At 69.0% G+C, this 13,293-nt stretch carries 8 protein-coding genes; all 8 read right to left on the bottom strand.

The window, feature by feature from the left end; translation table 11 throughout:
* Positions 1–30: 30 nt before the first annotated feature.
* Positions 31–1,800, bottom strand: coding sequence for a serine/threonine-protein kinase (locus FHX37_RS23145; protein WP_246062054.1), 1,770 nt, complete (start codon positions 1,798–1,800; stop codon positions 31–33).
* Positions 1,801–1,910: 110 nt separating this feature from the next.
* A complete protein-coding gene (locus FHX37_RS03890; protein WP_141922187.1) occupies positions 1,911–2,993 on the bottom strand; it encodes a hypothetical protein in 1,083 nt (360 codons plus the stop codon).
* A gap of 201 nt (positions 2,994–3,194) precedes the next feature.
* Entirely contained in the window at positions 3,195–4,913 is a 1,719-nt protein-coding gene (locus FHX37_RS03885; RefSeq protein WP_141922185.1) for an ABC transporter family substrate-binding protein, read from the bottom strand.
* Between the two features lie 63 nt (positions 4,914–4,976).
* Positions 4,977–7,109, bottom strand: coding sequence for a dipeptide ABC transporter ATP-binding protein (locus FHX37_RS03880; RefSeq protein WP_141922183.1), 2,133 nt, complete (start codon positions 7,107–7,109; stop codon positions 4,977–4,979).
* Positions 7,110–7,127: 18 nt separating this feature from the next.
* A complete protein-coding gene (locus FHX37_RS03875; protein WP_141922182.1) occupies positions 7,128–8,030 on the bottom strand; it encodes an ABC transporter permease in 903 nt (300 codons plus the stop codon).
* A gap of 104 nt (positions 8,031–8,134) precedes the next feature.
* Complete coding sequence (locus tag FHX37_RS03870; RefSeq protein ID WP_141922181.1) at positions 8,135–9,118, bottom strand: ABC transporter permease; 984 nt, start codon at positions 9,116–9,118, stop codon at positions 8,135–8,137.
* Positions 9,119–9,522: 404 nt separating this feature from the next.
* Complete coding sequence (mgrA, locus tag FHX37_RS03865) at positions 9,523–10,599, bottom strand: L-glyceraldehyde 3-phosphate reductase (RefSeq protein WP_141922180.1); 1,077 nt, start codon at positions 10,597–10,599, stop codon at positions 9,523–9,525.
* Positions 10,600–10,709: 110 nt separating this feature from the next.
* Positions 10,710–12,749: a PhoX family protein gene (locus tag FHX37_RS03860; protein ID WP_141922177.1), complete on the bottom strand. Its 2,040-nt coding sequence runs from the start codon at positions 12,747–12,749 to the stop codon at positions 10,710–10,712.
* Positions 12,750–13,293 lie beyond the last annotated feature (544 nt).

The following is a 13,293-nucleotide window of genomic DNA, read 5'->3' as shown; positions in this document are numbered from 1 at the left end:
CGGTTCCTCCAGGGGGTGGGAGCGGGGGACCTATCCACATGCGGTGCCGTCGGGTCCCATCGGGAGGTCGTGCCAGTCGGGGCCCTCCGTGTAGCACACGTCCCCGAGGGTGCGGTCCTCCTCGGTGACGTCGTAGCCCCACAGCCTCTCGGGGGTGATGTAGTGCAGGTAGCGTACGTCGCCCTGCGGGTTCTCCTCGGGAACGCCGGTGACGGTGAGGGTGAAGTCCGCGGTGGGGGTGTCCGCGTCCAGCGTGGCCAGCACCTCCTCCTCCGCGGAGTTGTAGAAGTTCTTCCACTCCGGATCGTCGAGGTGCTGTATGTCCTCGCTGGTGCGGCGGAACTCCGTCACGACGAAGTCCCTGGTGTGCAGAGTGTAGCTGCCCTTGTCCCGCAGGTACTCGGCGGTCCCGTCGAAGACGATGTCGGAGCCCTCGCGCCGCGCCGCGGAGAAGACCATCCGCAACCGGGGTTCCCATTGCCCGCTGACCGCGTCGCCCTGCCCCAGGGCCTCGGAGGTGGCGAGCTCCAGGGTGTCCGGAGCCGTGTTCTCGGTGCGCACGGCACCGATCCCGAGGTCCTCCTCCGGGTCCCCGCCGCGGAGGTTGGCTCCGCCGTGTTCCAGCTCCCGCGGGCCGGGCTGGTCCGGTTCCGAGCCGCCGCCCCCGGAAGCGGTGGGACTGCCGCCGCCTCCGCCGCCGCCGTTGGTACCGCCACCGAACGGTCCCGCGTCCGTGGTGACGGCGGTGATCGCGGCGCCGGTTGCCACGACCAGGGCGAGGCCCGCCGCGCCCCAAGCGAGCAGGCGCGTGGTGCCTCGGCGTGTGCGCCGGGGCGGGGCGAGACTCTCCCACGCGGCGGTCGACGGTTCCGGTCGGCCGCCGGACCACCGCGCGTCCAACAGGCTCGGCAGCGTCCGGGTGGCTTCCGCCGGTGCGGTCTCGGGAACCCCGGTCCACACCTGCGTGACAGCCGACAGGGCCTCTCCCGCGCTGGGGCGTGCGGCCGGGTTCTTGGACAGCGCCGCGGAGACGACCGGCCGGAGCTGCTCCGGTAGCCCGTCCAGGTCGGGGGCTTCCCGCACGGTGCGGAACGCCACGGCCTCGGGGGAGCCGCTCCCGAAGGGGCGGCGGCCGGTGGCGGCGAAGGCGACCAGCCCGCCCCAAGCGAACACGTCCGACCGGGGGTCGGGGTCGGCCCCGTCGTACTGTTCGGGAGCGAGCCAGCCGGGTGTACCCATCAGTCCGCTGGTGCGGGTGATGGCGCTCTCCTCGGCGGCGCGCGCGATCCCGAAGTCCAGCACCTTGGGCCCGGACGGGGACAGGACCACGTTGCCGGGTTTGAGGTCGCGGTGGACGATGCCGGCCGCGTGCACCGCCTGCAGCGCCTCCGCCACTCCCGCTGCCAGGCCGAGGAGCGTGTCGCCCGCCAGCGGGCCGTACTCCCGAACGTTCCTGTTCAGGGTCGGCCCTGGTACGTACTCCGTCGTGAGCCAGGGACGCCGCGCCTCGGTGTCCGCCGCGACGAGGCCGGGGACGCAGGTGCCGGCCACACGGCGGAGCAGGTTCACCTCACGGCTGAACCGGGAGCGGAACTCCGCGTCCACGGCGTACTCCTGGTGGACGACCTTGACCGCTACCGGAGTGCCGTCGTTGTCCACCGCGGCGTACACGACGCCCATCCCGCCAGCGCCGAGCCTCCCGACGACGCGGAAGTCCCCCACGTACCGGGGGTCGTTGTCGCTGCGCGGCGCCACTCCCGGGGTGGGGAACCCGTCGGGTCCGTCGGCTGTTGTACTCACACGCGTGTCCCGGGGGGTGGGGAATGTTTCGGGGTTCGTCTCGTTGGGACGCCGTTTCCCCGTCTGTGGTTCCGTTCCGGGGTTGTCCGGGGACCTCTCCGTGTCCGGCGTCAGCCGCGGCGCGGGAGCGCGGTGAGGACGTCCACGGCCAGTTCCAGGTAGCCGATCACGGACGACAGCCGCATCCGGTCGGGGTCGACGGCACCGTGTGCCTCCAGATGGGGGTCGTTGGGTATGCGCAGGGCGTTGCGGCACCGGCGGGTGAGCTGTTCCTGGATGTCGTCCAGTTCGGAGGACTCCCCGGTTCCGGCCGGCGCCCGGGTGAGCGTGACCAGGGAGGTTTCGGCCAGGTGCGTGTACCCGAGGTCGCCGACCTCGTCCAGCACGTTCGCGGCGCTGACGGCTCCGTCCCGCGAGGGGGGCGTGGCGAGGACCAGCTGGTCGCTCCGGGCGAGGATCGCGGGCACGGCGGGCTGCATGACGTCGCTTCCGGCGTCGACGAGGTGCAGGGAGTAGAAACGTTCCGCGACCTCGGCGACCAGCTGGAAGTCGGCGGCGCTGAGTACCGCGGTGTCGAGTTCCCCGGCGTGGGAGGAGAGGAGGTCCAACCCGGTCGTGGCCTGGGCCGTGTAGGCGGCGAAGTCGGAGTAGCGCGTCACTTCCCCGGGGTTGTGCAGCAGTTCACCGAGTCCGCTCTGCGGCGGCGCCTGGGGCGGCATCCGGTCGCTGAGCGGGGGGTGTTGCGCGTCGGCGTCGAGAACGATGCCGCGGTCACCGCGTTGCTTCGTCAGTGCCGCGCCGAGGGCCAGCGCCGTGGTGGTCGCGCCCGCCCCCTCCTGGGTGCCGAGCACGGTGATCGCCTGGGGCGCGTCGGGGAGGGTCGCCCGCCGGACGGTGGCCTCCAGTTCCTGGCGGCGGAGTTCGATCCTGGACTCGCCCGGGTTGAGGTAGCCCCGGCTCATGGTGAACAGTGCCCGCCGCCACCCCCGTTTGGGAGCGGGCTTCTCCCGGTGGATGAGCGCGTCCGCGCTCAGTTCCGCGCTCGCTTCCGGGAGGGGGTGCGCACCGGGGGGCTCCGTGGCGGCGGGGGCTCCGGGCGTTTCGCCGGGGGCCGGGTCGCCGCTGCCGCGGTGCGGCGCTTCCCCGGTGACGTCGTCGTCCGGGTGGGGATCGGGAGACGGGGGGAGAGACACTGCGTGGTTTTCCTCGCGTCGACAGTCGAATTACAGCCTGTGGAGGAGCAGTTTACGTAGTCGGGCCGGCGGGGGCACGCTGCCGGTCCCGCCAAGGGCCTGGGAGCGCGCCCCCGCCGGGAACGCGCGCGTGCCCGCGCTCCCGGCGGGGAGGCGGGCACGCGGTCATGCTGTCACGCGGACGGGCCGGTTGTTTCCGGGCTACTTCTCCCAGCCGATGTCCTCGTAGTGGGTGGAGGCGAGACCGAACCCGCCCCAGTTGGCGAGCTCGGCGTCCACCGCGTAGTTGCCGGGGCGCTGGAAGAGCGGGGCCGCCATGCCGTGCTCCCACAGCGCGCGGTCGATCTCGTTGGCGATCTCGGCGTACTTCTCGGGGTCGGTTTCCTCGGCCAGCTCCTCGAACTTCGTGTTGATCTCGTCTGTGCTGGTGAAGGCGAGGTTGTTGCCCCAGACCGGGTCCCCGTTGTCGTCCTCACCGTGCGGTCCGGTGAAGTTCTCCGCGGAGTCCCCGGCATAGGGGTTGGTGCTCACGAGGGAGTAGGTCGCGATGTCGTACTTGCCGGGCCGGATGTAGTCGTCGAAGTAGCCGTTGTTGGGCACGCTCTCGATGTTGACCTTGATGCCGACCTTGTCGAGCTGGGTCTTGGCGATCTCGGCCTCGTCCTGGGCGGCCTGCAGGCCGGAGACGACGACCCAGTCGATCGCGAGCTTGTCGCCGTCCTCGTTGGTGCGGACGCTGTCCTCGTCCTCGCGGGTCCAGCCGGCCTCGTCCAGCATCTCGTTGGCCTTGTCGGGGTCGTACTCCCCGTAGCCCTCGCTGTTGTCCTGGTAGCCGGTCTGGCTGGAGCGCAGCATCCGGTTCGCCGTGGGGTCGCTCGGCCAGTCGATGGCATCCAGGGAGGCACCGGCCAGCTCGGAACGGTCGATGCCGTGGATCAGTGCGTTGCGCAGCTCGGGGTTCTCCAGGGTTGTGCCCTCACCGCCGTTGAGGGACAGCATCCGGAACGAGTTGTCGACCGCCTCCGTGATCCGCGCCCCGTCCTTGTCCTTCAGGCGCTCGTAGGCGCTGGCGTCGGTGACCAGGTGGAACCCGTCGATCTCCCCGTTGTCGAAGACCTTGGCCAGAGCGTCGTTCTCGTAGCCGTGGAAGATGATCTCGTCCAGCTTGGCCGGGTCGCCCCACCAGTCCCCGTTCTTGTTCACGGTGACGTTCTCGGCGGTGTCGTCGAACTCGACGTCGCCGAACGGCCCGGCGGTGACCGGGAAGTCCTTCTTGTAGCCCTCGTTGAACTTCTCCGGGTCCGTCATGTACTCCTTGGGGTACAGCGGGTCGAAGAGGCCGGGCCACTCGGCGTAGGGCGACTCGAATTCCAGCACGGCCTCGTACTCGTCGGAGCCTTCCTCGACCGACTCGATGAGATCGTAGCCGGTGCTGTCACCGACTTTGAACTCGTCGGCGTCGTCGCGGTGCTTGCCCACCGTCATGGCCTGGGCTTCGTAGTCCTCCCAGGTGATGGGTTCGCCGTTGGACCACTCGGCGTCCGGGTTCAGTTGCAGGGTGAGGGTGAGACCGTCGTCGCTGAGCTCGGCGGACTCGACGTAGTCCGGGTCGGGGCTGGCCTCGCCCGACTCGTCGAAGTCCATCATCACCGGCATGACGGAGGCGGCGATCTCGTGGACGTTGGCGAGGTTCCCGTCCGGGTGGAACATGTTGTACTGGGTGGGGTACTCGTTCAGTCCCCAGTTGAACGTGCCGCCGTCCTCGATGTTCTCGCGGTCGGTGGCGTTGATGTCCTTGGCGGCGATGTCGTCCAGGCTCTTCTCGCTGCCGCCGTCGTCGTCACCGCCACCGCACGCCGAGGCGGCCAGCGCCAGGGCCAGGAGCGGGGCGGTGAGTCGCACCGCGCGTGGGGTTCTCATTGGGCGTCTCCTCACTGTTTCCTGTCTCGTCGGGGGATCCGGGACGCGGTCGCGCCCGGGAGGTCACAGGACTGGCGACGCCGCCGCGTAGTGGCAGGCGGCTCCGTGGTCGGTGCTGCCACCGGACAGCGGCACCACCTCGGGTTCCGTGGTACGGCAGAGTTCGCGCTCGGACTCATCGAGGACAGCGAACTTCTGGCACCGGGTACGGAAGCTGCACCCCGAGGGCGGGGAGGCGGGGTTGGGGAGGTCCCCGCTCAGCACGATGTGTTCCCGCTGCCGTTCCCTGGCGGGGTCGGGCACCGGGACGGCCGACAGCAGCGCCTGGGTGTAGGGGTGTGCCGGGTTCTGGTAGATGGCGGACACCTCCCCCGCCTCGACGATCCTGCCGAGGTACATCACGGCCACCCGGTCCGCGATGTGCCGCACGACCGAGAGGTCGTGCGCGACGAACAGGTAGGACAGGCCCAGCCGGGTCTTCAGGTCCTCCAGCAGGTTGATCACCCCCGCCTGGATGGACACGTCCAGCGCGGACACCGGCTCGTCCAGGATCAGCAGTTTCGGTTCCAGCGCCAGGGCCCGGGCGATGCCGATGCGCTGGCGCTGCCCGCCGGAGAACTCCTGGGGGTAACGGGCGGCTTGTTCCGCGTCCAGCCCCACGAGGCGCAGCAGTTCCATGACGCGGGAACGGACGCGGTCAGCGGCGTAACCGTGGGTGCGCAGCGGTTCGGCGACGACGTCGAAGACGGGCATGCGCGGGTCGAGGGAGGATATGGGGTCCTGGAAGACCACCTGCACGTCCCGGCGGATGGCGAACCGCTCCTGGGCGCTGACCCTGCCGGCCTCCTTCCCGAGCACGACCACCCTGCCCGCCTGCGGTTTCTCCAGCCTGAGGATCTCCAGGAGGGTGCTGGACTTCCCGCAGCCGGACTCACCCACCAGCCCGAGGGTCTCCCCCGACCGGACGTCGAGGGTGACACCGTCCACGGCGTAGACCGTACCGACCCGGCGCCGGAACACGGCGCCCTTCATCAGCGCATGGTGCTTGACCAGACCGTCGAGTTCCAGCACGGTCTCGCGCTGTTCGCGCGGGAGGCGGCTGTCCGGGCTGTCCGTACGGACCTCGGGTACGGGGTACACCTCGTGTGCCGTCCACCCGTTGCGCTCGATCTCCTCCGCGCGTACGCAGGCGGCCTGGTGTCCCGACGGACCCACCCCCACCAGCTCGGGCTCGGCCCGGTCGCAGGCCTCGGCGGCGATGGGGCAGCGCGGCGCGAACGGGCATCCCGGCGGGAGGTCGGTCATGGAGGGCGGGTTGCCCTCGATGGGGATGAGGGTGTTGTCGTCGGTGTCCAGGCGCGGAACCGAGCCGAGCAGCCCCATGGTGTAGGGCATCCGGCTGCGGTAGTAGATGTCCTCGACGGGGCCGGCCTCCACCAGCCGACCGGCGTACATCACCTGCACCCGGTCCACGAACCCGGCGACCACCCCGAGGTCGTGGGTGATCATCACGATCGCGGCGCCGGTCTCCCGCTGCGCGGTCTTGAGCACGTCCAGGATCTGGGCCTGGATGGTGACGTCGAGCGCCGTGGTGGGCTCGTCGCAGATGATCACCTCGGGGTCGTTGGCGATGGCGATGGCGATCATCACGCGCTGGCGCATCCCGCCGGAGAACTCGTGCGGGAAGGCCCGGTAGCGCTGCTGCGGGTCGGGGATGCCGACCAGGTCGAGGAGCTCCACCGCGCGGGCGGCGGCGTGCTGGCGGCTCATGTCCGGGTGGTGCACCCGCAGCGCCTCGGCCACCTGGTCCCCGACGGTGTAGACGGGGGTGAGACCGGACAGCGGGTCCTGGAACACCATGGAGATGGTGTTCCCGCGCCGCCGGGACATGCTGTGGTCGTCCAGGTGGAGGAGTTCCGTACCGTGGAGTCTGATCGAACCGCTGATCTCGGCGTAGTCGGGAAGCAGACCCATGGCCGCCATCGAGGAGACGGACTTCCCGGAACCGGACTCGCCGACGATCCCCAGCACCTCGCCGCGGTGGACGTTGTAGCTGACCCCGCGCACCGCGGGAACATCCGGGTTCTTCCCGCCGCCCGGGAACGTCACCCGCAGGTCGCTGACCTCCAGCACGGGGCCGTCGGCGGTGTGCGCGGGCTCCGCCGAGGGGGCCGTCTCGGTCGTAACGTCGTTCATTGAGTGTCCTCGATCCTTCTAGGAGCGGCCTTTGGTCTGCGGGTCGAGCGCGTCGCGCAGGCCGTCCCCGATCAGGTTGACCGCCAGCACCAGGATGACGAGCAGACCGGTGCAGAAGGCGAAGGTCCACGGGAACGCCACCGCCTGTTTCGACCCGTCGGCGATGAGCGTGCCGAGGGACACGTCGGGCGGTTGCACACCGAATCCGAAGTACGACAGGGCTGTTTCCAGGATGATCGCCGAGCTGACGTTGATGGTCGCGTCCACGATCAGCAGCGACGACATGTTGGGCAGGATGTGCCGGAAGATGATCCGGGGGTGGGAGACGCCCATGTAGCGCGCGGCCAGCACGTACTCGCGTTCCTTCAGCGACATCGTCATGCCGCGCACCATCTTCGCGGTGACCATCCACATGAAGATCGCCAGGAGCAGCACGAACACGAGCCACCCCTTGCCGCTCAGCGTCGGCGACAGGATCGCCAGGACCAGGAAGTTCGGCAGCACCAGCATCAGGTCGGTGAGCCACATCAGGACCTTGTCCGGGACACCGAGGAAGTATCCGGCGAACGCGCCCACGACGGCGGCGATGAAGGTGGAGAGGACGGCGACCAGCAGGCCGATGACAAGCGACTTCTGCAGCCCCACCATGGTGACGGTGAAGAGGTCCCGGCCGATGCTGTTCGTCCCGAACCAGTGCTCGGCCGAGGGCGGGCTGAACTTCTCCATGATGTCGCGCTCGGTGAACTCCCACGGGCTGACGAGCGGCCCCACCCAGGCGAGCAGCGCGAGAACGGCGATGACTCCCGCCCCGATCAGGACCCGGGGGGTGCGCAGCATCTCGTGGAACACACCGGACCACCGGCCGGGTACGCGGGTTTCGTCGGCCCCGGCGTCTGGCGTGCGGTCGGCGGACACGCTCATAGGTCTTCTCCAACGGTCGCGAGTGGGTGTCGGGCCGCGGCGACGCGCCGCCTGCCGCTACTGGCCGGTCTTCCGGACGGGAAGCGAACGGGGAGCGGCATGGGTCACCCCACCCGGACCCGGGGGTCCAGCCACGCGTAGAGGATGTCGGACAGGAACGAGGCGGCCATGACGCACACCGCCATGAAGCAGGTGACCGCGGCGACCGCGTGCACGTCGTTGTCCACGATGGAGTCCACCACCCAGGCGCCCATGCCGTGCCAACCGAAGACCTTCTCGGTGAACGTCGCTCCCGCCAGGAGCACCCCGAAGGTGAAGGTGAAGTAGGTGATGGTGGGGATCATCGCGGTGCGCAGCGCGTGTTTCAGCAGGGCCGCCCTGCGGGTGAGCCCCTTGGCCATCGCGGTGCGCACGAAGTCCGACCCGAGCACGTCCAGCATCATGTTGCGTTGGTAGCGGCTGAACGCGGCGAACAGGGTCAGCGCCAGCGTCAGGGTGGGAAGGATAGCGTGCTGCAGGCGGTCGGCCAGGCTCCCCCAGAAGCCGGCGTCCAGACCGGCGGTGTACTCCCCGCCGTATTCGAGCATCTGCCATCCCACGGCGTCGTTGATCCACACCGCCGTCGTCTGGAGGGTCACGGCGATCACCACGGTGGGAATCGCCAGGACGGTGAACGCCACCCAGGTGGAGGCCTTGTCGAACTTCCGGTACTGCTTCACCGCCGCGTAGGCGCCGATGGCGATGCCGACGGTGCAGCCGATGAGGGTGCCGGCCACGATCAGGCGGATGGTCACTCCGGCCTTGCGGGCGACGGCCTCGTTGACGCTCTCCCCTTTGATGGTCTGGCCGAAGTCACCGGCGAACACCCCGCTCGCCCAGGTGTAGTAGCGCTCCGCGAGGGGGGTTTCGCTGCTGAGGTTGAGCGCGGTGAGCTGCTGCTGGATCGCCTCCTCGCTGGGGGTGGGCTGCTTCTGCTCGAAATAGGCCCGCGGTTCCAGAGCCGTGGCGGCCAGTAGATAGGCGAAGCTCGACGCTAAGAAGATCAGGATGGCGTAATTCAGCAATCTCCTGACCAGGAACTTTCCCAATCGAGCCTCCCACCTGACGCCTAGGCGGCGTTAACCGAACCAACGGTGCATCCGCGGAAGCGCCGAGGCGAGCGGCACCACGCACCCATGCGTCCGTGGGATATGCATCCCGCGCCACCGGTGAGGATCCGCTCCCGACGACAACCGAAGCTATTGTGACCGGGACCACGGTCGGCGCCCGGCTGCATCGATTCTGATGTACTGAGGGACACCAGACAATCACCGGCACATCAAGAAAACACAACGAGCCGGATTTTCTGGAGAGGAATCAGTCGTACACAATACGCACATGATTTCTGGCTGTTCTGAGAAAATAAGGGGTCTTTCCTGAGAACCGGAGGACTTTTCCCACCGGAGGGATATCCGCCCCTGCCCGGAACACCCCGGGCAGGGCGACGGCACTGTCAGCTTTCGCTGGAACGGCGCCAGATGTTGACCCCGAGATCCTCGGCGTGGCGGTCGATATCGGCGAGTTCGTCCTCGGAAAGGGCGGGGCCGTGCACCGCCGCGACGCTGTCCTCGAGCTGCTCCACGCTGCTCGCCCCGATGAGGACCGAGGTCACCCGTTCGTCCCGCATGGCCCACGTCAGGGCCAGTTGCGCCAGCGTCTGGCCGCGTCCGCGGGCGATACCGTCCAGCGCGCGCACCCGGTCCAGGTTCTCCCCGCTCAGCCAGTCCGTGGAGAACGCCTTTCCGACCCGCGCCCGGGAATTCGGGGGGATGCCGCCGAGGTACTTGTCGGTCAGCAAACCCTGGGCCAGCGGGGAGAACGCGATACACCCCATTCCCTGGTCGTCCAGGGTTCCCAGCAGGTTCTGGTCCTCGATCCACCGGTTGACCATCGAGTAGGACGGCTGGTGGATGAGAAGCGGGGTCCCGAGCTCGCGCATGATCGACGCCGCCCGCGCAGTGCGTTCCGCCGAGTAGGAGGATATCCCCGCGTACAGCGCCCTGCCGGACCGCACCGCGGTGTCCAGCGCCGCCATCGTCTCCTCCAGCGGTGTGCTGGGGTCGGCCCGGTGGCTGTAGAAGATGTCGACGTAGTCCAGCCCCATGCGCGCCAGTGACTGGTCCAGGCTGGCGAGCAGGTACTTCCGCGACCCCCCGCTGCCGTAGGGGCCGGGCCACATCGGATACCCCGCTTTGGTGGATATAACCAGCTCGTCCCGGTACGGACGGAAATCCTCGCGCAGGATCCGTCCGAAATTGAGTTCCGCGGCGCCGGGCGGGGGACCGTAGTTGTTCGCCAGGTCCATATGGGTGATTCCCAAGTCGAAGGCCCGGCGCAGCACCGCCCGTTGGGTGGCGAGAGAACGGTCGTCGCCGAAATTCTGCCACAGTCCCAACGAGACGGCGGGAAGGTCCAATCCGCTGCGTCCGCTGCGCCGGTAGGGCATCCGGCCGTCGTAACGCTGCGGGTCGGCGTGGTGAACACCCGCGCTGGGAACATCGATCCGGGGAACGTCAGCTTCGCGCACCATGGGACACATCATCCCACGGCACGGGCAGCGCGGAGAGACCTCTCCCGCAGCGGTGCGCCGCCTCTCCGCGCTGCCCGGTTCCGGTGCCTGTCGCGCCTTCCGCGACGCGCTCAGGACCCCACATCCTTGCCCTTGGTGTGCCAGATCGACACGACGGAGGGGCGCGGGAAGTCACCGTCGGGCCACGTACTCTCCGGTTCCTCGACGCTTCCCCCCTCCCCTGGGTGTTGCGGCGCGATGAACACGGTCTTCTGGTCCGGTGTGATGAACGGTCCGCAGCACTCGGCACCGAGGGGGACCGTCGCGAACGACTTGAGGGCGCCCCGGTACTTCCCGTGCATCGGGACCGCGTGCAGGCCGTCGTTGATCCCCAGCGACGAGGGCTGGCCGTCGGTGGAGATCCACAGGTTGCCGTGCTCGTCGAAGGCGAGGTTGTCCGGCGTTGCGACCGGCATCACCCTGGACTTGTCGTAACCGGCGAAGTAACTGCTCGCGTCCTCGGGGTCGCCGCAGACGATGGGTAGGCTCCAGCCGAACTCCTCGGCGCCGGCGTCGTTCCCGCGCTCGCTGATCTCCAGGATGTGGCCGTACTTGTTCTGCGCGCGCGGGTTGGGCTCGTCGGCCTGCTCCGGGGAGCGGGCCGAGTTCTTGGTCAGCGCGCAGTAGACCTTGCCGGTGACGGGGTTGGGCTCGAAGTCCTCGGGCCGGTCCATCTTGGTCGCGTTGACGGTGTCGGCCGCCATGCGGGTGTGCACCAGGACCTCGGCGACGGTGAAACCGTCCACGAAACTGCGCGTGGCGTCGCACAGCGGCACCCAGGTCCCCGAACCGTCGAACCCGCCGTCCTCGGGGAGCTCCCCGGAACCGTCGATCTCCTCCTCGGGGCTGTTGCCGCTCAGGCGGGCGACGTAGAGCGTGCCCGAGTCGAGGAGCGTGGCGTTGTGCCAGTGCGCGCCCCGCTTGTAGCGCTTGTCGCTCACGAACTTGTACATGTACTCGAAGCGTTCGTCGTCACCCATGTACACGGCGACCCGGCCGTCCTCGGTGATGCGGGGGTTGGCCGCCTCGTGCTTGAACCTGCCCAGCATGGTGCGTTTGCGCGGCGGAGCGTAGGGGTTGAGCGGGTCGATCTCGACGACGTACCCGAAACGGTTGGCCTCCCTGGGATGGCGGGAGAGGTCGAAACGCTCCTCCGCTCGGTCGAAGCGCCGGTTCCCCTCGCGCGTGTCCCCCGTCACGGGGATTCCGTAGCGCCGGAGTGCCTCCTTCGCCTCCTCGGGGGCGCCCTCCCCACCAACGAAGTACTGGTGGAAGTTCTCCTCCCCCGTGAGGATGGTGCCCCAGGGGGTCATACCGCCGGAACAGTTGTTCAGCATCCCCCGCACGGTGGTGCCCTCGGGGTCGTCCTCCGTGCGCAGCAGCTCGTCCCCGCTGGCGGGGCCGGACACCTCGATCGGGGTGGTGGCGGTGACGCGGCGGTTGAACCAGCGGCTTCCCCCGGCCGGCCGCCATCCGCCGGTGTCCGGAACGCGCTCCACCTCGAGCAGCGAACCGCCGTGCGCGGCCATGGAGACCCTGATCTGCTCCACCCCGGCGTCGTTGCCGTCCGTGTAGCCGGCGAACATCAGGGACTCGTTGGTGTACTCGTGGTTCACCCAGAGCAGTCCGCGGTCCGCGTCGAGTTCGTGGAAGGCGACGTAGTCGCAGTTGTAGCCGAACTGTTTCTGCTGCGCCTCCGGGGTCTGGTTCTCGAAGTCGAAGTCGGGCGCGTCCGGCAGTACGGGGTCACCCCACCGGATCACGATGTTGTGGTCGTAGTCCTGCGGGACCGTCACCGCGTCCGCCGTGTTGGGGCTGACGCTGTCGAAACGCAGCCGGGGGTTGCCCTTCCCGTTGGTGGGGTCGGCCGCGGCCGGGGCGAACCCCGCCAGGCCGACGGCGGACGCTCCCGCTCCGAGCGCTCCGGCACGCAGCACACTGCGGCGCGACAACGCGGCAGCGAGGACGTCGCCGAAGTAGGGGTTGTCACTGGTGTTGGGGGCGTCGTGAAAGCACGCGTCACCGCAGCGGAAACGGCACGTCGCCCGGGACCTGCCACCGTTATGTCCGAGCAGGGGAAGCAGGCGGCGACGGGGCGCGGATTCGGACACGGATCCTCCTAAACACTTGCGGGGAGTGCCATCCGGCCGAGGAAGGGCCGACCGGAACGAGCTCGTCGGCTCCCGGCCGGCCCCGTCCGACAGGCGGCACGATCGTCACCATGACGGAAACACCGCTCGGGAAGGTGAAACCGTGGTAAATGGCCGCAAAAGCATCAGGCACAGCATCACCTCCCGCCCCCAGTTACCCACGGATCGCCGACTGTGCCTAGGGCCCTGTTCGACGGATACCCGCCCCGCCGCGCCTCGTTCCGGTACCGCGCCGCTGGGGGCGGACAGCGTCCGCCGAACAGGGCGGGACCGTTCCACTACCCGGACACCGATCACATGTGACCGAACAAGAACAGAGAGTAACAAAGCGTCGCGCGACCGAGCAGTTCCGGCCCCCCGCCTGGCTCACGGGAGGTGAACCCGCCTATTCTGTCCGTGGATACACTCCCGAGTATCGCGAACCTCGCCAACGCGCAAACCGACACGCACTGCCCCACGAGCGGTCTTCCGCCGCCCCCTTGCGCCGTGACCCCACGCAACGGCA

Origin of the sequence: Haloactinospora alba (assembly GCF_006717075.1) — a bacterium.
Taxonomy (GTDB): Bacteria; Actinomycetota; Actinomycetes; order Streptosporangiales; family Streptosporangiaceae; genus Haloactinospora; species Haloactinospora alba.
The sequence above is the reverse complement of the archived record's forward strand: the minus strand, read 5'-3'. Positions and strand labels throughout refer to the sequence as shown.

What these genes read in the sequence shown, in the direction of transcription:
- FHX37_RS03875 (WP_141922182.1), bottom strand. Translation starts at nt 8,030, where the DNA reads ATGAGCGTGTCCGCCGACCGCACGCCAGACGCCGGGGCCGACGAAACC.
- FHX37_RS03880 (WP_141922183.1), bottom strand. Translation starts at nt 7,109, where the DNA reads ATGAACGACGTTACGACCGAGACGGCCCCCTCGGCGGAGCCCGCGCAC.
- FHX37_RS03885 (WP_141922185.1), bottom strand. Translation starts at nt 4,913, where the DNA reads ATGAGAACCCCACGCGCGGTGCGACTCACCGCCCCGCTCCTGGCCCTG.
- mgrA (WP_141922180.1), bottom strand. Translation starts at nt 10,599, where the DNA reads ATGGTGCGCGAAGCTGACGTTCCCCGGATCGATGTTCCCAGCGCGGGT.